Annotated in this window: 16 protein-coding genes; 3 read left to right on the top strand and 13 right to left on the bottom strand. The window is 73.5% G+C overall.

What is annotated here, in order from left to right; all coding sequences use genetic code 11:
* Positions 1-340 precede the first annotated feature (340 nt).
* On the bottom strand, positions 341-517 hold the full coding sequence (locus tag ABGB06_RS02045) for a hypothetical protein (RefSeq protein WP_347584856.1): 177 nt from the start codon (positions 515-517) through the stop codon (positions 341-343).
* Between the two features lie 182 nt (positions 518-699).
* On the opposite strand from ABGB06_RS02045, the gene ABGB06_RS02040 reads away from it, so the two are divergent.
* Positions 700-4,311, top strand: coding sequence for a CHAT domain-containing protein (locus ABGB06_RS02040; protein WP_347584855.1), 3,612 nt, complete (start codon positions 700-702; stop codon positions 4,309-4,311).
* A 275-nt stretch (positions 4,312-4,586) separates the two neighbouring features.
* Here ABGB06_RS02040 and ABGB06_RS02035 read toward each other — a convergent pair whose 3' ends face one another.
* From ABGB06_RS02035 to ABGB06_RS01980, 12 genes are all read right to left on the bottom strand, one after another.
* Positions 4,587-4,724, bottom strand: coding sequence for a helix-turn-helix domain-containing protein (locus tag ABGB06_RS02035; protein WP_347584854.1), 138 nt, complete (start codon positions 4,722-4,724; stop codon positions 4,587-4,589).
* On the bottom strand, positions 4,721-5,296 hold the full coding sequence (locus ABGB06_RS02030; RefSeq protein WP_347584853.1) for an IS607 family transposase: 576 nt from the start codon (positions 5,294-5,296) through the stop codon (positions 4,721-4,723). The genes ABGB06_RS02035 and ABGB06_RS02030 overlap by 4 nt, the downstream gene beginning before the upstream one ends.
* A 277-nt stretch (positions 5,297-5,573) precedes the next feature.
* Positions 5,574-7,724, bottom strand: coding sequence for an exo-alpha-sialidase (locus ABGB06_RS02025; protein ID WP_347584852.1), 2,151 nt, complete (start codon positions 7,722-7,724; stop codon positions 5,574-5,576).
* A gap of 530 nt (positions 7,725-8,254) precedes the next feature.
* The gene (locus ABGB06_RS02020; protein WP_347584851.1) at positions 8,255-9,301 is read right to left on the bottom strand and encodes a dihydrodipicolinate synthase family protein; all 1,047 of its coding nucleotides are present in this window, start codon (positions 9,299-9,301) and stop codon (positions 8,255-8,257) included.
* Positions 9,301-10,920 (bottom strand): FAD-dependent oxidoreductase, encoded by a 1,620-nt coding sequence (locus ABGB06_RS02015; protein WP_347584849.1) that lies wholly within the window; start codon positions 10,918-10,920, stop codon positions 9,301-9,303. Before ABGB06_RS02015 ends, ABGB06_RS02020 begins: the two co-directional genes overlap by 1 nt.
* A gap of 32 nt (positions 10,921-10,952) precedes the next feature.
* Positions 10,953-13,124, bottom strand: a complete 2,172-nt coding sequence (locus ABGB06_RS02010; RefSeq protein WP_347584848.1) for a trehalase family glycosidase — start codon at positions 13,122-13,124, stop codon at positions 10,953-10,955.
* Positions 13,121-13,942 carry an ATP-binding cassette domain-containing protein gene (locus ABGB06_RS02005; RefSeq protein ID WP_347584847.1) on the bottom strand — a complete coding sequence of 274 codons (822 nt, stop codon included), beginning with the start codon at positions 13,940-13,942 and terminating at the stop codon, positions 13,121-13,123. The genes ABGB06_RS02010 and ABGB06_RS02005 overlap by 4 nt, the downstream gene beginning before the upstream one ends.
* Entirely contained in the window at positions 13,939-15,102 is a 1,164-nt protein-coding gene (locus ABGB06_RS02000) for an ABC transporter ATP-binding protein (protein ID WP_347584846.1), read from the bottom strand. Before ABGB06_RS02000 ends, ABGB06_RS02005 begins: the two co-directional genes overlap by 4 nt.
* A 215-nt stretch (positions 15,103-15,317) precedes the next feature.
* Entirely contained in the window at positions 15,318-16,871 is a 1,554-nt protein-coding gene (locus tag ABGB06_RS01995) for an ABC transporter substrate-binding protein (protein WP_347584845.1), read from the bottom strand.
* 25 nt (positions 16,872-16,896) lie between these two features.
* Positions 16,897-17,793 carry an ABC transporter permease gene (locus tag ABGB06_RS01990; protein ID WP_347584844.1) on the bottom strand — a complete coding sequence of 299 codons (897 nt, stop codon included), beginning with the start codon at positions 17,791-17,793 and terminating at the stop codon, positions 16,897-16,899.
* Positions 17,790-18,719, bottom strand: coding sequence for an ABC transporter permease (locus ABGB06_RS01985; protein ID WP_347584842.1), 930 nt, complete (start codon positions 18,717-18,719; stop codon positions 17,790-17,792). Before ABGB06_RS01985 ends, ABGB06_RS01990 begins: the two co-directional genes overlap by 4 nt.
* Positions 18,716-19,807, bottom strand: a complete 1,092-nt coding sequence (locus tag ABGB06_RS01980; RefSeq protein WP_347584841.1) for a LacI family DNA-binding transcriptional regulator — start codon at positions 19,805-19,807, stop codon at positions 18,716-18,718. The genes ABGB06_RS01985 and ABGB06_RS01980 overlap by 4 nt, the downstream gene beginning before the upstream one ends.
* A 273-nt stretch (positions 19,808-20,080) precedes the next feature.
* Between ABGB06_RS01980 and ABGB06_RS01975 the strand changes: the two genes are divergently transcribed.
* Together ABGB06_RS01975 and ABGB06_RS01970 are read left to right on the top strand one after the other, a co-directional pair.
* Positions 20,081-20,977: a phytanoyl-CoA dioxygenase family protein gene (locus tag ABGB06_RS01975; RefSeq protein WP_347584840.1), complete on the top strand. Its 897-nt coding sequence runs from the start codon at positions 20,081-20,083 to the stop codon at positions 20,975-20,977.
* A complete protein-coding gene (locus tag ABGB06_RS01970) occupies positions 20,974-22,053 on the top strand; it encodes a helix-turn-helix transcriptional regulator (RefSeq protein WP_347584839.1) in 1,080 nt (359 codons plus the stop codon). Before ABGB06_RS01975 ends, ABGB06_RS01970 begins: the two co-directional genes overlap by 4 nt.
* Positions 22,054-22,135: the final 82 nt, after the last annotated feature.

Below are 22,135 nucleotides of genomic sequence, written 5' to 3'. Positions count from 1 at the left end.
GACCAATGCGGATCACGCGTAGAAGTGGCAAGCGCTGCGCTCAGGGGCTGCCGAGGTATTGAACGATGCCCGCCTCAAAGCTGACAGGGCCATCCGACGCTCCCGTGGCCGCGCATAGACTGACGGCGTAGACCTCGAGCGCGAGAAGAGCCGGATCACCTCTCACTTCGCGGCACCTCTCACGGCCCCGCACTCAGCTGGAAGGATGCTGCGCGGATGCCGCTGCGGTCCGGAGGGCTACGAGCCCATCGCGACTGACACCGAACGTCACGGTATGTAGTGTGCTGACCGCAGAGCTTAGGTTGTGACGGACAATCCCATCGTCTCTCAAAGGCGCACCTCAGCACGTTGTGTCAACAACCCCGGTGAGATCTCCGCCGTCCCGCACGGCGGCCAGCACCCGATCCACCGGGGCCTCGTCCCCACCCGGCCCTTGGCGCAAATCCCGGCGGATGTCCTCCAGATAAGCGCACACCACCGCCAGCCGCGCCGCCGTCTCCCCGTGCTCCTCGGCCATAAATCCCTCCCCGTCTGGTTTCTCCTCCGGCCAGCTATTCAGCCAACTACCCTGGTTCAGTGCCGGGTTGCATGGCCCACATCAGGGTACGCAGGGGCTTCCCCCCGCGGCTCCAAGCTGAGCATGCCACGGTGCGCATTGGGATATAGGGGGTCAGGATGCTTGAGGAACGGCTGGCCGCGGTGCGGGCCCGGCTGCAACGGATCGCCGACACCGGGGACCTTTCCCCTGCGCTGGAACCCCAAGCGCTCACCGAGGCCGAGCAACTCGCCACACTCCTCCAGACCAACACCCCTGGTCGTTCAATCAACGTGCCTGCCTGTTATGCGCTCGGCTGGCTCCTCTTCCACCGATACGAGGCACTCCCGGACGGGCAAGGCGGGAGGGAACTGGACGCCGCGACGGCGATGTTCACCGGCTGCTTCCTCTTAGGCGCCAGCGGTTTGCCCGAACCGCTGCTGCCGCGGATTGCCGAAGTAGCAGCGCCGCACGCCGTCGGCCTGCTCCGGCAGGCGATGGCCTCCGGTGAGCCTGGCCTCCTTTCCGCGGCCGTCGACCTGTGGCAGCGCATGGCGCACGCTATTCCCGCCGACCACCCCCAGCGAGCGGCGGTTTTGTCCGATCTGCTGAATGCCCTGCGCATCCGGTATGAGCGTGTCGGGGAGCTGGCGGACTTGGAGGACGCCATCACGGCAGGGCGGGCCGCGGTCCAGGCGACCCCCACCAACCACTTCCAGCGAGCCGGGCGTCTGTCCAACCTGGGGGCGGTGCTGCACCTCCGGTTCGAGCGTGTCGGGGAGCTGGCGGATCTGGAGGACGCCATTGACCGGCTTCGGGCTGCGGTCGAGGCCACCCCCACCAACGACCCCGATCGGGCCGGGCGTCTGTCCAATCTGGGGGTCGCACTGGAGAGCCGGTTCGGGCGTGTCGGGGAGCTTGTGGACCTGGAGGACGCCATCACGGCAGGGCGGGCCGCGGTCGAGGCCACCCCCATCTACCACCCCGCCCGGGCCATGTTCCTGTCCAATCTGGGGGGCACGCTGGGGAGCCGGTTTGAGCGTGTCGGGGAGCTGGCGGATCTGAACGACGCCATCGACCGGCTTCGGGCCGCGGTCGAGGCCACCCCCATCTACCACCCCGACCAGGCCATGTTCCTGTCCAACCTGGGGGCTGCACTGGCGAGGCGGTTCGAGCGTGTCGGGGAGCTGGCGGACCTGGAGGACGCCATCGACCGGCTTCGGGCCGCGGTAGAGATCACCCCCACGGGTCACCCTGACCGGGCCGGGCGTGTGTCCAATCTGGGCGCCTCGCTACGCACCCGGTTTGGCCATGTCGGGGAGCTGGCGGACCTGGAGGACGCCATCACCGCCGGGCGGGCCGCGGTCGAGGCCACCCCCACCAACCACCCCGACCGCCCTGGACACCTGTCCAACCTGGGAAACGCGCTGGGGGACCGGTTTGAGCGTGTCGGGGAGCTGGCGGACCTGGACGACGCCATCGACCGGCTTCGGGCCGCGGTCGAGGCCACCCCCACCAACCACCCCGACCGGGCCGGACACCTGTCCAACCTGGGGATCGCCCTGCACACCCGCTTTGGGCGTGTCGGGGAGCTGGCGGACCTGGACGACGCCATCGACCGGCTTCGGGCCGCGGTCGAGGCCACCCCCACCAACCACCCCGACCGCCCCGGATACCTGTCCAACCTGGGGATCGCCCTGCACACCCGCTTTGGGCGTGTCGGGGAGCTGGCGGACCTGGACGACGCCATCGACCGGCTTCGGGCCGCGGTCGAGGCCACCCCCACCAACCACCCCGAACGGGCCGGCCGTCTGTCCAATCTGGGGAACGCGCTGGGGGACCGGTTTGAGCGTGTCGGGGAGCTGGCGGACCTGGACGACGCCATTACCGCCGGGCGGGCCGCCGCCGAGGCCACCCCCACCAACCACCCCGACCGGACCAAGTACCTGACGAGCCTGGGGATCGCGCTGCACACCCGCTATGTCCGAAATGGGGACCGAGCGGACCTGGACGCGGCGGTGACCGCCTACGACGAGGCATGGCGCATTGTCTCGGCGGCCCCTTCAGTCCGTATCAGGGCGGCTACTGCGGCGGCTCAGCTGGTCGCGGAGTCGGATGCGGCGAACGCGGCGGATGCGGCGGAGGCCGCGGTGCGGCTACTGCCCGAGGTCACCCCCCGTCAGTTGGGACGAGGCGATCAGCAGCACGCGCTCGGCCGGTTCACCGGCCTGGCCGGGGACGCCGCCGCGCTGGCCCTGGCCGATCCTCGCGGGACTCAGCAGGAACGGGCAACTCGGGCGCTGCGGTTGCTGGAGGCCGGCCGAGCGGTGCTCTACGGCCAGGCGTTAGAGGTCCGCAGCGACCTCACCGACCTGGGCCAGCGACATCCGGACCTGGCCGCGCGGTTCGTCAGGTTGCGCGACCAGCTTGATCAACCCACCCCCGCTGCGAGCGAGGGCATCCACGCCGCCGGGGGGCGGCCAACGCGCGCTGCGCCGGACCGGCACCGGCTCGCCCGCGACTTCGCGCAGACCCTGACCGAGATCCGCGCCCTGGAGGGATTCGCCTCCTTCGCCCTCCCACCCACCACGGAGGAACTCCTCACCGAGGCCGAACAGGGACCGGTCGTGGTGTTCAACGTCAGCCTCTACCGCAGCGACGCCCTGCTGCTCACCAACAGCGGCATCACCCACCTGGAACTGCCCCACCTCACCATCAGCGCCCTGATCGAAAATGGCCTCTCCTTCCACCAGGCGCTGCGCACCACCACCTCGGGCGGCAGCAGAGAACAGCGACGGGAGGCGCAGGATGACCTCACCAGAGTCCTGGAATGGTTGTGGGATGCCGCCGCGGGGCCGGTCTTGGAGGAGCTGGGCCACCACCGCCAGCCGTCGGCGGAGACCGAGTGGCCGCGGGTGTGGTGGGCGCCAGGCCCGCTGCTGGGACTGTTCCCCCTGCATGCCGCCGGCTACCACACCGACCCTGCCGACGACCCCCACCGCCGCACCGTCATGGACCGGGTCATCTCCTCCCACACCCTCACCGTCCGCGCCCTTCGGCACACCCGCCAGCACACCCGAAGCCAACCGCCAGTCTCGGACACGCCCGCCCAGGCACTGGTCGTCGCGATGCCCACCACCCCCGGCCTTCCCGGTCACGGCCGTCTGCACCACGCCGCCGCCGAGGCCGAGATACTGCACCGCCACCTGCCACGCACCGTCCTACTCCGCGAACCCGACCCCGCCAGTCCGCCCAGCTCTTCCCCGAGCACGCCGACCAAAACCTCCGTTCTGGGCCACCTCCCCACCTGCTCCATCGTGCACTTCGCCTGCCACGGCGCCAGCCACCCCACCGACCCCTCCCAAAGCCTGCTGTTCCTCCACGACCACGAATCCGACCCGCTCACCGTTGCCAGCCTCGCCCCGGTCCGCCTCGATCACGCCCAGCTTGCATACCTATCGGCCTGCCGTACTGCGGCCATCGACGCGGCGGTCCTAGCCGATGAGGCCATTCACCTGACGTCTGCGTTCCAGCTCGCTGGATTCCCCCACGTCGTGGGCACGCTGTGGGAGATCGACGACCAGACCGCCGTCACCGTCGCGGACGCCTTCTACACCTGCCTGCGCGCCCCAGACGGGACCATCAACACCAGCCGGGCTGCCTGGGCCCTCCACCACGCCGTGCGCGGCCTGCGCGATGGCCACGACCTGCCCGCGCAACTCGACCGGACCCGGGTCCCCTTCCTGTGGGCCGCTTACCTCCACGCCGGCGCCTGAACCGATCTCGAACTCGGCAATCGCGCGCACGGTGGCTTTCGTGCCCCGACCGTGGTCGAGGCACGAAGCATGGCCCTACCCGAACTCCGCCCGGCTCTTCTCGGAACCCGACAACGTCGCTTCCGACAAGCGACTTGACTAGTGAATGGCTCGCCGCACCCCTGGTTGAACGCCTTCCGCAGCGACGGCAGCGACCACGGCCGCCACTCGGTCAGCTCCGCCTCGGCGATGCCGTACGTTTCCTCGGCCTTGCGCTGCCACCAGGAGGCGGTTACTCAGCCGACAGCCCAGTTGTACGCGGCACGCGCGGCACCGCAGTGCGAGCGCAGCGCGTGCTCCTGGGTGGCATTCGGGTCCAGGGCGAACCGGTACGCCTGCACGACGAACCCGGGCTGCGGCTGGAACTTCTTCACTCGGCGGCCTCGCCGGTCGCTACCGCGACCGCGCGGGCGGCCTGGTACTTCGCCGCCCGCCGTCCGTACAGGCGGGCGCACATCGAGGTCAGTACCTCGGTGATGTCCCGCACCAGGTCATCGGCGGTCTCGGTGGGGTCGAGGACGACCAGGCGCCGCCCGGATGCGACCAGGACGGCTTCGAGGTGTTCGACGCCGAACCGGGCCAGCCGGTCGCGGTGCTCAACCACGATCACCGCCACCTGCGGGTCGGACAGCAGGCGGTGCAGCTTGCGGCGCCGCCCGTTCAGCCCTGAACCCACTTCGGTGACGACCTCGGCAACGGCCAGGCCCAGCCTGTTCGCGCCGGACACGACCCGGGCGGCCTGCCGGTCAACGTCACACTTCTGGTCGGCGGACGACACGCGGCAGTACGCCACGACACGCCCGTGCGACTGGCCGGCGACCTCGTCGACCAGCCACGTCCCGGACGGCGCCTGGCGAACGGGGACGGGCATCTTCCCGTCCTTCACCCACCGCCACGCGGTCTGGTAGCTCACGCCCTGCTGACGCGCCCACTCCGAAAGCTTCACAAGGCCACGCCAATCAAGACATGTGACTAGAGATGACTATGACGACTAGAAAATCTGTAGCAGCTTTCACCCCCCAGGAACGTGGCGTCCGCAGGGGAGCCGGCGGCCTCGTAGACCTCGTAGTGGTGCACGGCGGTCGCGTCCCCGGGCGGTGCCCAGGCCAGGCGCGCGGACATGCGTCCGGTGCCGGTGCGCTCCACCCTGACCGCCAGCCGCCCGGGGGCCGGCGGGGCGGCGACGTGCTGGGCCATGCGGGTGATCGGTGACCGTCGCCGGTTCAGTCGGTGCGGATGATGCGGAGGGCGTCGGCGACGACGTAGCCGTCGGCGGCGTTGGTGAGGCGGACGGTGGTGGACCGGCCGGCCAGCAGGTCGTAGTGGCCCAGTGAGGCCCAGGTGCCGCCGCGCGGTTCGACTGAGCCGGGCGCGCGCTGGTCGATCCGGACGGTCTCGGTGCCGCCGGCGTGCGCGACGGCGTACGGGGCGTTGCTCGCGCGGTTCTCGTGCGGCGTGTACGAGACCTGGATCTCGTAGCGGCCGTCGTGCGGGACGACGGGCTCCCAGCGGACCTCGTGGTCGCCGGTGCCGGCCGGGGCGGTGCGGTAGTTGCCGCCGTAGTAGCCGGGCACGCCGGTGGCGGCGCTCCAGGTGCCGCCGAGCACCCGGTAGCCGGCCTCGTCGTTGTCGACCAGCACCTCGTTGCGGAGGTCGGGCCCGGCCGGGGCGGTGAGCAGGCTCAGCGTGTCGAGCGCGATCAGCGAGCCGCCGCCGCGGCCCGGGCCGGCCAGGGCGAAGCGGACCGTGTGCCGGCCCTGGGCCAGCTCCAGGCCGCCGAGATGCGCGACGTCGTAGCCCTCGGCGTGCTCCTGGGTGGTGTCGATGACCGCGGTGCGGGGCGGGGCGGTGCCGTCGACGGAGATGCCGACGAGCCCGCCGGCCGCCGGCCGGTGGTAGCGCAGCAGCAGTTCGTACGCGCCGGCGCGCGGGACCTCGACGGCGTACTCCAGGTAGGCGCCGGACGGGGCGTTCGGGGTGTCGGGGGTTAGGACGGCGCGCGCGCCGCCGCGCGCGAGCGGGTCGGGCACGACGGCGAGACCGCCGCCGGCGACGACCGGCTGCCCGTCGGCCAGGTCGATCCGCTGCTCGGAGAGACCGGGGCCGCGCTTCAGGCTGTCCCGCCCGTCGGTCAGCCAGTCCAGCGAGAAGCGGCAGACGTTGACCCGGCGCGGGAAGCTGGGGATGTCGCCGTCGCAGCCGTAGACCAGCACGATGGTGCCGTCGGAGAGCCGGGCGAGGTCCGAGTAGTACGAGCGGGCCTCGTTGATGACCCGGCTGTAGCGGAACGAGTGTGCCTCGTCGTAGCTGACGGAGACGGTCATGTTCGTCCGCACCGGCGCGTCCGGGCGGCTGAACAGCACCCGGTCAGGACCGCCGGCAGGGCCGCCGGAGTAGCGCAGCAGGCTGGCGTCCACGGCGTTGAACGTGCCGGTGCCGCCGTCCAGCGCGGGCGCGCACCAGGTCAGCCCGCGGTCGGCGCTGACCGAGACGATGCGGTGCCGGTTCCCGCCCGCCGCCGGGCGCCCGTTGATCAGCACCGTGCCGTCCGAACGCTGCACCAGGCGCGCCTCGTTGATCGGGTAGGCGGTGCTGACCGGGATCTCGCCCGTGGTCTGCCAGCTGGCGCCGTGGTCGTCGCTGTAGATCGGCGCGACGCCGTAGTGGCGCTCCTCGACGCTGTTGCCGACGATGACCCGGCGGTGGGAGCAGTTCAGGAGAAGCCGGCCGGTGTCGAGCTGGATGCCGTGCCCGGGCCCCGGCCCGTGCAGCGCCCACTCGTAGGGGAAGTGGTCGAACAGCCCGGCGAGGGAACGGGGTTCGCCCCACGTCAGGCCGCCGTCGATGCTGGAGACCAACGACAGCTCGCCGCTGTCGCCCGAGCAGGTGGTGTTCTCGGGCAGCTGGATCGAGAGCATGTAGAAGAGGAAGACCTCGCCGGTCAGCTGGTCGACGACGAACGTCGGGTTGCCCCATGACTGGCCGTCGACGGACGGGATCACGGTCCGCTCGGCCTCCCAGGTGTCGCCGCCGTCCGGGCTGCGGCGCAGCACGAGTTCGCGCGGTCCGGCGTCGCACACCTCGTGCCGCCCCTCGGTGGCGACCAGGATCGTGTCGTCGGGCAGCACGGCGAGGCCGTGCACGTGATAGTTCTCCAGGCGGTCGGTGACGGAGTCCCAGAGGGTCGTCTCGTCGAAGAAGCCACGCGCGCGGCGGCCTTGCCGGCCGGCAGCGACGGCGTGGGCCTGGCCGAGGGCGGCGGCCACCGGCACCCCGGCGAGGCCGAGGGCGAACGAGCGGCGACTGAGCATGGCCCTTGCCGGGCGGAGGGCGGCGACGGCGGGTCTGTGGGTGGGGCGGTCGGCTGGGGTCACTGTTGCTCCTGGGTTTGGAGGGGCGATCCGAGAGGCGTTTCCGGCCGTGCGGAACCGGCGGCCTTGCCGGCCGCAGGCGGCGACGTGGGCGGCCGGTCAGGCTCGGCCTGACCGGCCGGATGGATGGCGCGGATCAGAGCGGCGCGCAACCGAGAGCCCGGCGCCGGAGGGACGCGGACTCAGGGAGCGCGACGCCCGGCGGGCGCTGGTCACGGGACGCGGAATCGGGCATGGCGGGTCGAAGGAACCGGGTCAAGGGACGCAGACTCGGGACACGGAGTCGGGCGTGGCGGGTGGAAGGGAACGAGCCGGAGACCACGAGCCCTGAGGGCGCGAGCCCAGGGAGCGCGACGCCCGGCGGGCCCTGGTCACGGGACGCGGAGTCAGACGTGGTGGCTCGAAGGAAACGGGGTCAAGGGGCAAGAGCTCAGGGAGCGCGGCGCAAGCGGGCCCTGGTCACGGGACGCGGAGTCAGGCATGGCGGGTCGAAGGCAACGGGGTCAGGGCGCGCGGGCTCAGGGGGCTCGGGGTCAGGGGGCGGCGTGGAGGAGGTGGGGGTCGTGGGGGGACAGGAGGGTGAGGAGGGCCTCGCGTTCCGCGTCGGTGCAGGGGGTGAACGGGGCGGCGGTGTGCGGCGGGCACAGCCCGCGGGCGTGCAGGATCGCCTTCACCGACGGGACGCCGGACCGGACCCGGTGCAGCGCGGTGAGCTCGTCGATCAGCCGCTGCGCCCGTTCCGCGTCCTCGTCCCGCCCGGCGTGGTGCGCTCCGAGCAGGTCCTTCCCGGGACCGGGCGCGAGGTTGGCGATGCCGGGCACGATGCCGTGCGCGCCGAGCCGGAGGCCGGCCAGCAACTGCCCCTCCGCGCCCTGGCTCACGCCGAAGCCCGGGTGGCGGCGGGCGGCGGCGACCGCGTGGGCCAGCAGTTCCACGTCGCCCGAGCTGTCCTTGAGGCCGACGACGTGATCCAGGGTGGCCAGCGCGTCGATCAGGGCCGGGGTCAACGGGCAGCTGTACCGCGGGGCGTTGTAGGCGACGACGGGCACGCCGAGGTCGGCGAACGCCGCGTAGTGCGCGAGGATCTCGTCCTCGCGGTGGTGGAAGTAGATCGGCGGGCTGAGCACCAGCGCGTCCGGCCTCGCCGGCAGCACGGCCTCGGCGCGGGCCAGCGCCTCGGCCGTTCCGGCGGCGGTGACGTTGATCAGCACGGGACCGGCACCGCCGGCGGGCACGGCCCGGATCGCGGACGCCGACGCGTGCGGCGCCCCCGCTCCCCGCGTCGGCACCCGGCCGGCAGGGCCGGTCGCGGGCTCGGCCGTCAGGCCGCGCCAGTGCCGCGTCACGCCGGAGGCGAACGCGCCGAGTGCGGTGGTCGGCAGCAGCGGTCCCTCGCCGTTGCTGCCGAACAGCATCAGGCCGCGCGCCCCCGCCTCGGCCAACGCCGCGAGCAGCGGCTTCGCCGCCCTGGCCGAGGGCACGCCGGGCCGGCGCATCGGCGTGACCAACGGCACCACCAGGCCGGCGAGCAGCTCGCGGCCGTCCCGCCGGGCGGGCGGCCTCTCATGACGGGACGTCATCAGTACCCCCTGATCTCCGGCCAGGCCAGCTCGACGCCGTCGCGCGCCAACTCCTCCTGGAACGCGGTCAGCCGCTCGGCGTCCGCGTGCACCTGCTGCGGCTCCACGCCCTGGTCCAGGCAGTGCGCGGCAAGCGCGCCCGCCACCTCGCCGACGTTCCACTCGACGGGGTGCAGGCGGTAGCAGCCGTTCGTGATGTGCGTGGTGCCGATGTTCTTGGCCGCGGGCAGCAGGTTCCGCAGCCGGACCGGCAGCAGCGCGCCCAGCGGGATCTGGAACGGGCAGCTCGCCACGTCGATGTACGTGTCGCCGCCGGTGGACGGGTGCAGGTCGATCCGGTACATGCCGACGCCGACCGTGTCCGGATAGCCGACCGCGCCGCGCTCGCCGCGCACCGCGAGGGACAGGTCCTGCTCGACGATCCGGCGGCGGGCCAGGACGCGCCGGGACTCGCGGATGTACGGGGCCTTGGCGAAACCGTCGTCGGTGCCCATCACGTCGCCGCGCAGCCGCAGCCCGGGCCACCCCGTACCGCCGTCCGGGCGCGGCGCCTCGGTTTGCAGCCAGTAGAGCATGCTCAGGCTCAACTCGCGGGAAGCGGCGAGGTGTTCGGCCGCCTCGTCCGGTTCGACGCCGATCAGCGGCCCGGGCAGGTAGTCGATCATCGGCCAGTTGACGATGGTCACGTCGCTGGCCGCGAAGCCCGGCCGCAGCACGCGGCGCGACAGCACCCGACGGAACGACCACAGCTCCTTGTCGCCCGGATCCCGGCTCTGGTCGGCGAACACCGGCCCGGTGTCGGCGTTCGGCAGGAACGCGCGCCGCACCGTCGCCAACGTCCGCGGGTCCGGGGCGTCGAGGCTGATCAGCGGGTTGGGCCACTTCGGCGGCTGGTACGCGGCCCATTCGGCGTAGCGGGCCGGGCGGTCGATGGTGTGGTCCTCGCCGGCCACGTGGTCCACGGCGAACACCCAGGAGAACGCCTGCATGTTGCCCGGCTGCGCCCGCTCGGGGGCGCTCGGCTCGCCCGTGTCCTCGCGGGACTCGAAGCCGGTGACGTGTTCCGCGCCGGTCAACGGCAGCAGGTCGCCGAGTTCGGTGGCGTCCAGCACGTAGCGCGCCTCGACCGCGACCCGGGCGCCCGCCCGGTCCTCCAACACGACGCCGCGCACCCGGTCGTCCTCGACGGTGGCGGCGACCGGCCGGTGGTGGAACAGGATCCGCAGCCGGCCCGCCGCCACGTACGGCGCGACCATCGCGTGCAGCACGGCGGCGGCCACCTTCGGCTCGTGGCACAGCCGGCTGACCCTGCCCTCCCCCGGGTTGAGGTCGCGGCGCGCCCTGGCCTCGTCGGTGAGCGGGTACCAGCGGCGGTAGTGCTCCCGGATCGCGTCGCGCAGCGCGCGGTAGCGGCGGGTGCAGCCGAACTGCTCGATCCACGGGTGCTCGTCGGGCGGCACGCCCTGGCTGGTCAGCTGGCCGCCGATCCAGTCGGTCTCCTCGGTGAGCAGCACGGACCTGCCCCGGTCGAGGGCGGCGAGCGCGGCGGCGACGCCGCCGAGGCCGCCGCCGACGACCAGGATGTCCGCGGACTCCGGGATGGGTGTGGTGTCGCTCACGCGATGCTTCCTTCTGCCGTGCTGGGTGGGGGTCATGGTCGGTGGCCTGGCTGGCGGCCGAGGTCGAAGGGACGGGGCGTGCCGTCCACGGCGAGCCGGACGGGCTCGCCGGCGGGCGGGGTGATCAGCAGGTCGCCGTGGCCCTCGGCCACGCCGGTGACGCGGTCCGCCGTGCGCCGATAGCCGCGGACCGTCACACCGGACGAGGCGTCGAGCAACGGCCGCCCGTCGAGCTCGACGCCCAGCCGCCGCTCGGTGGCGCGGACCGCCAACCGGCCCTCGCCGAGCGGTAGCCCGACCAGGTCCGCCGGCCGGCCCGGATGCGCGAACCGCCAGCCGTCCGGCCGGGCGTCGGCCAACTCCGCGAACGCCAGGTGCGCCAGCAGCCCGCCCCAGGCCATCAGCCCGTCCGAACGCGCCTGGAACGTGCGGATGTCCTCGCCGGCGTGCGCCGGGTAGTTCTCCCTGACGTGGCTGTGCGCCTCCCATTCGGCGAGGAACAGCCGCAGCAGCGCGTCCACCACCGGCCGGCTCAGGGCGGTGAGGCCGTAGCGGCGCAGGCCCTCGACGGCGAGGTACGCCATCGGCGCCCAGATCCGGCCGCGCCAGTACGTCGCGGCGAAGCCCGGATCGTTGCGGGCCACGCTGGGCAACGGGCGGTCCCCGCCCAGCGCCTCCGGACTCAGCAGTTCGGCGGCGAAGGCGGCGGCCCGGTCCGGGGTCGGCAGGCCGGCGAGCAGCGGGTAGAGCAACGTCGGCGACAGGTGCGGGTCGTGCTCACCGGACGCGCGCAGGTTGCGGTAGCCCGCGCGTTCCGGGTCCCACAGCAGCCTGTCCGCGGCGGCCCTGGCCCGGTCGACCTCGGCCCGCAGGCGGGCGGCGGTGGCGGCCTCCCCCGCGCCGAGGCGGTCGGCGATCCCGGCGAGCGCCTCCGCGTCGGCGATGTGCAGGGCGTTCAGCCCGACGTCCGCGAGGTCCATGGTGTGGGTCGCCGGATCGTAGGCCGCCTCGTCGTACATCGGCGAGTCGTCGAGACCCGACTCCCGCTTGGCCCGGTCCAGACTCCCGGACTCGGCGTCGCCCGGCACCGGATCCGAACCGTAGGCGAGCAGCCCGTGCGGGCCCCGGCGGGCGCGCGGCCACCAGTCGTGCCAGGCCAGCAGCGCGGGGAACGTGCGGGCCAGCAGGGCGTGATCGCGGGTCGCGTCGCACAGGCCGCCGGCGAGATACGCGCGGAACACCGTCAACGCGCCGACCGGCGGCTGCGAACGGTCGTCCGTGCGCCCGCGGTCGTCCGACACCCGGTTCGGGATCATGCCCGACTCTCCGACGGCGAACGGCAGGATCTGCTCGAAGACGCCGCGGGCGTAGTCGCGGTCGATGACGGAGGCGGCGAGCCCGGTGAAGAACGTGTCCCAGGCGTGCAGCGCCCAGGTCCCGTAGAAGCCGCGGCGGTCGACGGAGACGAAGTCCCGCGAGGTCGGCGTGAGGACCCGGTCCAGGTCCGGGACGTACACCGTGTTCCAGGTGACGGCCCGGGTCGCCGCGGCGGCGGCCTCGCCGAGCCAGCCACCGGATTCGAGGCGGGGGCCGCTGGCCGCGGCGGGCTCGGTCAAGGCCGCGGGAACGGCGTCCGCGGGTGCGATCCGGACGGTGACCGTGGGACCGGGGTGCACGAGGGTCAGTCCCCCACGAGAGGGCTCCGCCCCCCGGACCTCGGGGGGGAGCGGGGATACGTCCACGCGCCACGTGATGCCCCCGACCTGCAGGTACCGACCGGCGGCGCCGCCATCCGGGAGGCCCGGAGGGCGGAGCCCTCTGTCATGCGGCGGAGCCGCATGTCGATTGCAGCGGGGAAGGGGCGGGGTGGGGGACCACTCGTCGAGCGCCACCACCAGCGGCGCGTCGCCCGCCGTGCGGGCGACGTGGGCGTGCAGCGTGGGCGCGGAACCACCCGCCATCGTCAGGGCGACGGTCGTGTCCGCGGCCGAGACGGTCACCTCCGCGGAGGAGCCATCCACCGTGTGGTGGCCGAGCCGGACGAGGCCGTCGCGCCAGGTGAAGCCGTCGAGGACGGGGCCGTCGGGCCCCAGCACGCCGAAGCGGACCCGCAGGCCCGAGGGCAGGTGGACCATGCCGGTGTGGGTGGTCACGTCCCACGTGTTCCAGCCGGTCGGCGCGGGCGTCTGAGCGGGCGGGTTCACGGCGCCACCCCGGCGTCGTCCAGGTCGAGCGCCGCGTCGAGCAGCGCCCGGGTGTACTCGTGGCGCGGAGCGCCCAGCACCTGGTCGGTGAGGCCCTCCTCGACGATGGCGCCGCGGCGCATCACCGCCACCCGGTCCGCGATCTGGTGCACCACGCCCAGGTCGTGGGTGATGAAGAGCAGCGACAGCCGGTGCTCGCGCCGGAGTTCCACGAGCAGCCGGAGGATCTGCGCCTGTACGGAGACGTCGAGCGCGGAGACCGCCTCGTCGCACACCAGCAGCCGGGGCCGCACGGCCAACGCGCGGGCGATGCTGACCCGTTGGCACTGGCCGCCGGAGAGGTCGCCGGCGCGGCGGGTGGCCACGTCGGGGTCGAGGCCCAGGTCCGCGAGGAGTGCGCGAAGTGCCGCCGGGCGGTCGTCCTTCGGGGCGGTCTCCGGATGGGTCTGCCAGGCTTCGCCGATGATGGCGGCGACGGTCATCCGGGGGTTGAGCGACGAGCGCGGGTCCTGGAACACCATCTGGACGGCGCGCTGCAGATCCGCCGGGCGGCGTCCCGCGCGGGCCAGCGGCCGGCCGTCGAACGCGACGGTGCCGGCGTCGGGCCGGATCAGGCCGGCCACGCAACGGGCCACCGTGGTCTTGCCGGACCCCGACTCACCGACCAGCGCGAGGGTCTCCTCGGGTGCGACGGTCAGGCTGACGCCGTCGACGGCCAGGACCGCGCCGGCGCGGCGCCGGCCGCGCCCGCCGTAACTGACGTGCAGATCCCGCACGGTGAGGGATCCGGTGAGGGATCCGGTGAGGGGAGCGGTCACGGGTCGAGCACCTCCTCGGCGTAGTGGCAGGCGCTGAAGCGTTCCGGCGCCACCTCGCGCACGGCGGGGACCTCGGTGCGGCAGCGGTCGCGGGCCAGTGGGCAGCGCGGGTGGAAGGCGCAGCCCGGCGGCCGGTTGGCCGGCGTGGCGGGCGTGCCGGGAATCGGGTCGGCGAGGGCCGCGCGGGTGCGGACCGCGGGCACACTGCGCACCAGGGCGCGGGTGTACGGGTGGGCGGCGCGGCGCAACACCGCGCGGGCCGGGCCGCGTTCGGCGACGCGGCCGGCGTAGAGGACGACGACCTGCTCGGCGACGTTCGCCACCACCCGCAGGTCGTGGCTGACCAGCAGCATCGCCAGGCCCTCGGCCTGCTGGATGGAGCGCAGCAGGCGCAGGATGCGGGCCTGGACGGTGACGTCGAGGGCGGTGGTGGGCTCGTCGGCCAGCAGGAGGGAGGGGTTGCCGGCGAGCGCGAGGGCGATCATGGCGCGCTGGCGCAGGCCGCCGGAGAACTCGTGCGGGTAGTTGGAGGCGCGCCGCTCCGGCTCGGGGACGCCGGCGCGGTCGAGGAGTTCGACGGTGCGGCGGCGCACCTCGGCGCGGGGCAGGCCGTCGCGGCGGAGGATCTCCCCGACCTGACGGCCGATCCGCTGGGTGGGGTTGAGGGCGGCGAGGGGGTCCTGGAAGATCATCGCGATCTCGTGCCCGCGGGTTCGCCTGCGGCGGGCCGGGGTGGCGTGCAGGAGGTCCTCGCCGCGCCACTCGACGCGGCCGGTGGCGGAGGCGTGTTCGGGGAGCAGGCCGATGACGGCCAGGGCGGTCATGGTCTTGCCGCTGCCGGACTCGCCGATCAGGCCCGTGGTGGCGGCGGGCGGCACGTCGAAGCTGACGCCGTCGACGAGGGCCGTTTCCCGGCCGGTGGGGGCGGTGAGGGTGACCCGCAGGTCCGCGAGGCGGAGGAGGGGGTGTTGTTCAGAGGGCTCCGCCCCCTGGACCCCCGTGGTGTGGGCCTCCGGCCCCGCGGTCTGAGGGCTCCGCCCCCCGAACCCCCGGCGGGAGTGGGTGGCCCCGGGCTTCGCCGGGTCCGCCGGCCCGGCCGGGCGCTGCGCGCCGGCCGCCGGAGTGTCCGCCTGGCGTGGCCCCGTATCGGGTTCGGGCACGGAGCGCGCGGCTCCCGGTTCCCCGCCCGGCGAGCCGGCCGCCGAGGCCCCGCCCGCCGCTCGGTCCGAACCCGCCGGGCGCTCCGCGCCGTCTGCCGGGTCGCCGGCCGGCGGGCGGGAAGCCCCGGCCTCGCCAGCCTCCGACTCCTCGCCCGCGGAGCGGGCCCCCGCCGCCGTGGGGGTGTCCGCCCCGGAGGGGCCGTGTTGGTCGGGGCTCATGAGCCTTCGACCGTGACCTGGGAGAAGTCGGGGAGGCCGCTGGGGTCGGGGGTCATGCCCTGGAGGGAGTCCTGCCAGGCGTAGGCGATGCTGACCTCCATGGGGTACATCCCGACCGCGTCGGTCCAGATGATCTCGCTGGCCTGGGCGTAGAGGTCGACGCGCTGGTCCTCGTCGGCGGTGGCGGCGGCCTGGGCGAGCAGGTCGTCGAGGTCGGGGTTGCAGTAGCCGGTGCGGGCGGCGTCGCAGGTGTAGAGGCGGCCGAGGTTGCTGGCCGCGTCGAAGGTGGGGGTGGCGAGCTGCTGGAAGTTGATGTCCCAGTTCATCGCCAGCAGGTCCTCGGTGAAGACGGCCTGTTCCTTCTCCAGCGGGTCCACGGAGACGCCGATCTCCTCCAGGTCGGAGACCACCGCCTGGATGAACGGCCGGAACTCCGCGTTGGCGAACTGGAGTCGCAGCGTCCGGGAGAAGTCGAAGCCCGCGTCCTCCAGGGCGGCGCGCGCCGCGTCCGGGTCGTGGGTCACCGGGTCCTGTGCGGCGTGGCCGAGGACCAGCGGCGGCACCGGGGCGTCGGCGGGCGTGCCGGTCTCGGGGTAGAGCTCGGCGATGATGGTGTCGAAGTCCACGGCCTGCCACAGCGCGCGCCGCACCTCGGCGTCCTCCAGGGCGGGGACCGAGGAGTTGAACCACATGGTGTACTCGGCGGTGCTCTCCACCGTCTCGACGGTCAGCCCGTCCTCGCCCTCCAGCGTCGCCAGCTGGTCGTCGGGGATGCCCCAGACGACGTCGACCTCGCCGGTGCGCAGCGCGGTCAGGCGGGCGGAGAGCTCGGGGATGTTCCGCACCACGACGCGTTCCGTGGTCGGCACCTCGCCGGCGTAGCCGTCGTTGGGCACGAGCTCCAGGGTCTCCCCGGGGGTGAACTCGGCGACCTTGAACGGTCCCGAGCCGACGGGGTCGTTGAAGAACGAGCCGGCGTCCTCGGCGGCCTCGGCCTGCGCGGCGGGGATGACGTAGAAGAGGACGAGCTTGCCGGGGACGGAGGCGTCGGGGCCCGGGGAGGTGACCACGACCTCGTTCCCGGCGGCGGTCATGGTGTAGTCGGGGAAGTTGCCGGCGTTGGGGCCGTTCAGCCGCATCATCCGGTCGAAGGAGGCCACCACGTCCTCGGGGGTCACCGGCGACCCGTCGCTGAAGGTGACGTCGTCGCGGAGCGTGAAGGTCCACTCGGTGACGTCGGCGTTGGCCTCCCAGGACTCCGCGAGGTCGCCGGTGAGTTCGCCGTCGGGGCCGGGCCGGACGAGGCGGCTGAAGAGGGCCTGCCCGGCGAACTGGGTGCCGGTGGAGGCGCCCTGGGCGCCGTGCGGGTCGAGGCTCTCGATGGGGTAGGTGCCGGCGGCCGTGAGCACGGCGTCGTTCGCGCCGTCTCCCCCGCCGTCGCCGCCGCCGGTGGTGGTGGAGCAGGCGGCGAGCAGCGCCGCGCCGGTCAGGCCGGCGATCGATCTGGCGATCAGTCTGGCCAGCCTTCGCGGCTCGCGGGGCTCGGTCATGACGGTTCTCCTTGCGTCGTTCGGTTCAGTCGAGGCGCCCGCGCCGGTACCGGGCGGTGAGCTGGTCGCCGAGGATGCCGACGTTGATGATCAGCAGGGACAGCGCGATCCCCGGAAGCGTCGAGATCCACCAGGCCGTCTCCAGGTACTCCTTGCCGCCGGCGATGGTCTGGCCCCAGGAGGGCGTGTCGGGCGGCAGGCCGATGCCGAGGAAGCTGAGTCCCGCCTCGGCGAGCACCACCAGCGCGAACTCCAGGGTGGCCATGGCGACCACGGGCCCGGCGGCGAACGGCAGCACGTGGCGGCGGAGTATCCGGCGTCCTGGCACACCGAGCACCCGGGCGGCGTCGACCCAGGGCCGTTCGCGCACCGTGAGCGCGATGCTGCGGGTCAGCCGGGCGAAGGAGATCCAGCCGGTGGCCGACAGGGCGACGATGACCAGCAGCACGCTGCGGTCGAACGCGCCGGCGATGACGATGGCCAGCAGGATCGCGGGGAAGGCGAGCAGCACGTCGAAGATCCGGGCCAGCACCACGTCGATCCAGCCCCGGGCGTAGCCGGCGACGGCGCCGAGGACGACGCCGACCAGGCAGGACACGCCGACGGTGGCGGCGCCGATGAGCAGCGAGGTGCGGGCGCCGTAGACGATCTGGGCCAGCACGTCGCGGCCCAGGCCGTCGGTGCCGAGCCAGGCGGTGCGGCCGGTGGCGGTCTCCTCGCCGGGTGCCAGCAGGCGGTCCTCCAGCGGGGTGTGCACCGGGTCGTAGTCGACGAGCAGCGGGCCGAGGAGCGCGAGCAGCGCGTACAGGCCGAGCACGACGTACGGGATGCGGGCCAGCCAGCGGCGGCGCGCCGGGCGGCGGCGTTCGGCCGGGGGCGGGGCGGGCTCCTTGGCCAGCGGGGCGTCGGTGAGCACGGTCATGGCCGTCCCTCCAGCCGGATGCGCGGGTCGAGCCGGGCGCAGAGCAGGTCGGCGACCAGGTTGAGCAGCACCACCAGGCCGGCGATCAGCAGGGTGACGCCCTGCACGACGGCGTAGTCGCGGTTGGCGACCGCGTCGACGACGAGGGAGCCGAGTCCCGGCCAGGCGAAGACGTTCTCGACGATGACCGCGCCGCCGAGCAGGGCGCCCATCTGGAGGCCGACGATGGTCACGACGGGGACGAGGGCGTTGCGCAGCGCGTGTCCGAGCAGCACCTGCGGTTCGGTCAGGCCCTTGGAGCGCGCGGTGGCGACGTAGCCCTCGCGGAGCGTCTCGGCGACGCTGCTCCTGGTCAGCCGGGCGACGATGGCGGTGAACGGCAGGGCCAGGGTGATCGCCGGCAGCACCATGTGCTGGGGGGTGCCGACGCCGGAACTGGGCAGCCAGCGCAGGCCGAGGGCGAAGAAGAGGATGAGCATGATGCCGACCCAGAACGTCGGGAAGGACTGCAGCGCGATGGTGGCGGCGGACACCAGCCGGTCGAGGAGCCGGCCGGGACGCCCGCCGGCCAGCAGCCCGAGGGTGAGGCCGAGCAGCACGGCGACGGTGGTGGCGGTCAGGGTCAGTTCGACGGTGGCGGAGAGCCGTTCCAGGACGGCGTCCATGGCCGGGCGGCCGAGCCGGTGCGACTCGCCGAAGTCCAGCCGCGCGACGTTGCCGAGGTAGTCGAGGTACTGGGCGTACAGCGGGCGGTCCAGGCCCAGTTCGTCGTGCAGCCGGGCTATCTGTTCGCGGCTGGCGTCGGGTCCGAGCAGCACGGTGGCCGGGTCGCCGGGGGCGGCGCGGACGATAAGGAAGATGAGGGAGGCGGCGCCCCACATCACGAAGACGCCGACGAACAGCCGGGAGACGATCACGCGGGTCACGGCCGGCCCTCCCGACGGTCGGGAGCCGGCCCGACCGAGTCGCCGGGCACGAACGCGCAGGGCACGAAGAGCTGTCGGGGCGTCGGCGTGGTCTGGCCGAGCAGTTCGACCAGCAGCCGCACCGCCTCGCGGGCCATCTCCGCGCGGGGCAACGAGAACCTGGTCCAGTCACGCAGCTCCGGCGTCCAGGACGGCGGCTCGCCGAGCAGCGCGAGCGAGCAGTCCTCGGGAAATTGGAACGGGGTGCGGCGAGCCAGGTCGGCCAGCGCCTCGACGAGCCGGTTGTCCTCGGTGGGCTCGACGAGCAGCGCGGTCACGCCGTCCTCCTCGATCCACCGCCGGAGGTGCTCGGCGGACAGCTGGGCCGGATCGGCCAACTCCTGGACGAGCGACTCGTCCACCGGGATGCCGGCCTCGGCCAGGCCGCGCCGGTACCCCTCCTCGCGGTCCCGGGTGGGCTCGGCGTCCCCGACCGCCCGCAGGTGCAGGATCCGGCGGTGCCCCCGCCCGGTCAGCTCGGCGACCATCGCGCGGGTGGCCGCGACGTAGTCGGCGGCGACGTAGGACAGCTCCACCTCGTCCACCTCGCGGCGGCCGACGAAGACGAAGGGGAAGTCCTCGCGGGCCAGCGCGGCCAGCTCCTCGCGGCGCACGTTGCGGCCCAGCAGCACGCAGCCGTCGGCGAGCTTCAGCCGGTTGACGCCGCCGGCGTAGATGGAGCGGTCGGCGGCCGAGTTGACGGAGCTGACGGAGCTGAACAGCAGCAGGTCGTAGCCCTGCCGGGCGGTCTCCTCCTCGACGCCGAGCAGGAAGGGGAAGTAGAAGTCCCGCTGGTCGGTGGGGAAGAAGCGCTCGAAGGTGTAGAGGCCGAGCAGCTGGTTGCGGCCGCCGCGCAGGCTGCGGGCCGCGATGTTGGCCGAGTATCCGAGCTCCTGGGCGGCGGCCAGCACGGCGCGGCGCGTGGACTCGGCTATCTGGTCGCTGGCGGCGCCGCCGCTGATGACCAGCGACACGGTCGCCTGCGAGACGCCGGCGCGCCGCGCTATGTCCACCTGGGTGGGCCGGCGGCGGCGCTCGGTTGGGCTCACGGTCACTCCCCCGTCAACACGACGTTTAATACGTATTAATTGATGGGGCATGACGCTACTCGCGTGTTTCGGCGAGCGTCAAGGGTCTGGTACGCACCGGTCTCGGATGACAGGATTCGCCATCCGGCTGCGCGGCCCGGCCATGGCCGTGGAGCGCGGCCGGGGTCAGGCTCGGGTGAGGTCCGACGGACACCGGTCGACGCAGGGCGAGACGGATCGGGACCGATCGGGACCGACCGAGACCGACCGAGACCGACCGGAGAGGTGAAGGCGATGGCGAGGGTCACGACCGATCTCACGACCGACGCGGCGCGTGACGTGGCGGCGGGCGGGAGGCGCGGTGACTTCGAGCGGGACGGGTTCCTGGTGCTGCCGGACGCGTTGGGCCGGGCCGAGCTGGCCGTGCTGCTCGACGAGGCGCTGCGGATCTGCCGTGGCGAACGCGGCCGGGTGAACGGCGCGGAGCCGGGAACGGCCGGGGAGTCGGACGACGAGGTGATGCGGAGGTTCCTGTGCGTGCACTATCCGCACAAGCTGTCCCCGCCGATGCTCGACACGATGCGCCATCCGGCGATCGTCGAGGCGCTCACCGAGGTCATCGGTCCGAACGTCAAGGCGATGCAGTCGATGCTCTTCGTCAAGGCGGAGGGCAAGCCGGGTCAGGCGTGGCACCAGGACGAGATGTTCATCCCGACCCGGGACCGTTCGCTGACGGCGGCCTGGATCGCGCTGGACGACGCCACGGTGGAGAACGGCTGCCTGTGGGTGCTGCCCGGGTCGCACCGGCGCGGCGTGATCTACCCGAACCGGGAGCACGACGACCCGCGGTACGACTGCACGGTGGAGTCCTACGGGTTCCCGTACCGGGACGAGGACGCGGTGCCGGTGGAGCTGACGGCCGGTTCGGTGCTGCTGTTCAACGGCTACCTGCTGCACCGGTCGTTGCCCAACTCCGGCCGGCACGGGTACCGGCGGGCCCTGGTGAACCACTACATGAGCGCGGAGTCGCTGCTGCCGTGGGCGGAGCCCGAGCCGGGGGTGCCGATGGCGCAGACGGACTTCCGCGACATCGTGCTGGTCGCCGGGAGCGACCCGTACGCGTACAAGGGCGTGACGCGGGTGCGTGAGCCGTGGGTCCGGCCGGACCGGGAGGGTGGCTGCGACAGGTGACGGGGACCGGGCCCGGGCCGGCCGGTGCCGAGCACGCGCGGAGCGGCCGGTTGGCCGTCCGCCTCGCTGGCGCGCCGGACGGAGGCGCGCCGGACGAGGGTTCCGGAGGAACGGACGCCGCGGGGCGGGATGGGGCAGAGCCGGTCACCGTCGGGACGGGTGTCGCGGGGGCGGACGGTGCCGAGGCCGAGGTCGCGGCGCTGGACGTCGCGTTGGTGCCACGGCTCGGGCCCGCGGTGGCCGACTACCCGCCGGGCTCGTCGTTCGGGCCGCGCCGCGCCCGGTCCTACGAGTTCGTGTGGCTGCTGGCCGGCAGCGCGACCTGGACCAGGGACGCCGCCGACCCGGCCGACGCGGCGCTGGCCCTGGCGCCCGGCACGCTACTGCTGGTGCGGCCCGGCATGTGGGACGCGTTCCGTTGGGACCCGGCGCGGCCGACCCGGCACGCCTACGTGCACTTCCACACGCGCGGCGGGCCCGCCGACGCGGGCTGGCCGCTGACCCGGGAGCTGAGCGGGCGGCGGGATCCGATGGCCGCGCTGTGCCGGCACCTGCTCAGGCTCGGCACGGACCGGCCGCCCGACTGGCGGGAGCACGCCCGCGCCACGCTCCGGCTGCTGCTGTTGACGTTCGTCGGCGGCCCGTGCCCGGCGCGTTCGTCCGCGGAGCCGCTGCCCGAGCCGGTGCTGGCGATGCTGGCGGCGGTCCGCGAACGCTGGGCCGACGGGGTCGCGAGGCCGGTGCCACTGCCCGCCCTGGCCGCGGCGGGCGGGGTGTCGGTCAGCACGCTGTGCCGGATGTTCCGGCGGCGGTTCGGGCTGGGCCCGGTGGAGGCGCTGGAACGGCTGCGGCTGGCCAGGTCCGAGCCGCTGCTGTGGCTGAGCGACCTGCCGCTCGGCGCCATCGCCACCCAGTGCGGCTTCGCCGACGCGTACCACTTCTCGCGGCGGTTCCGGGCGGCCTACGGGGTGCCGCCGAGCGCCTTCCGGGCCCTGCCGCCGGAGGCCGCGCCGCCCTCTCCGGCCGAGTCCGGCGGCCTGGCCGCGCTGGCGGCGCTGTTGCCACCCGGGGTTTGAAACGCTCCGATGGTGGTACGGCCGTCCGGGACGGCCGTGAGGAAGGAGGACGCTCCAGTGACGACTCAGCGGGTACGGGACG

Source organism: Streptomyces sp. B6B3 (assembly GCF_039871525.1).
GTDB lineage: Bacteria > Actinomycetota > Actinomycetes > Streptomycetales > Streptomycetaceae > Streptomyces.
Note: the sequence above shows the minus strand (reverse complement) of the source record. Positions and strands in the feature narration are given on the sequence as shown.

Excerpts from the sequence above, each read along its gene's own strand:
- ABGB06_RS02045 (WP_347584856.1), bottom strand. The coding sequence starts at position 517 with ATGGCCGAGGAGCACGGGGAGACGGCGGCGCGGCTGGCGGTGGTGTGC.
- ABGB06_RS02020 (WP_347584851.1), bottom strand. The coding sequence starts at position 9,301 with ATGACGTCCCGTCATGAGAGGCCGCCCGCCCGGCGGGACGGCCGCGAG.
- ABGB06_RS01995 (WP_347584845.1), bottom strand. The coding sequence starts at position 16,871 with ATGACCGAGCCCCGCGAGCCGCGAAGGCTGGCCAGACTGATCGCCAGA.
- ABGB06_RS01990 (WP_347584844.1), bottom strand. The coding sequence starts at position 17,793 with ATGACCGTGCTCACCGACGCCCCGCTGGCCAAGGAGCCCGCCCCGCCC.
- ABGB06_RS01975 (WP_347584840.1), top strand. The coding sequence starts at position 20,081 with ATGGCGAGGGTCACGACCGATCTCACGACCGACGCGGCGCGTGACGTG.